Raw genomic sequence first — 287 nt, forward strand, 5'->3', positions numbered from 1 at the left:
TGGAACCGACCCTGCTGGCCGTGCATCTGTATGGCAGCGCGGTGGATGGCGGCCTGAAACCGCATAGCGATATTGATCTGCTGGTGACCGTGACCGTGCGTCTGGATGAAACCACCCGTCGTGCGCTGATTAACGATCTGCTGGAAACCAGCGCGAGCCCGGGTGAAAGCGAAATTCTGCGTGCGGTGGAAGTGACCATCGTGGTGCATGATGACATTATTCCGTGGCGTTATCCGGCGAAACGTGAGCTGCAGTTTGGCGAATGGCAGCGTAACGATATTCTGGCC

The 287-nt window shown here is 57.5% G+C and carries 1 protein-coding gene; it reads left to right on the forward strand.

Annotated elements, in window-relative coordinates; all coding sequences use genetic code 11:
* Positions 1 to 287, forward strand: a 287-nt coding sequence (locus tag E4631_RS25765; RefSeq protein WP_205704327.1) for a nucleotidyltransferase domain-containing protein, incomplete at both ends; no start/stop codon positions are given.

Source organism: Hymenobacter sp. UV11, from assembly GCF_004684095.1.
In the GTDB taxonomy this organism is placed as follows: Bacteria; Bacteroidota; Bacteroidia; order Cytophagales; family Hymenobacteraceae; genus Hymenobacter.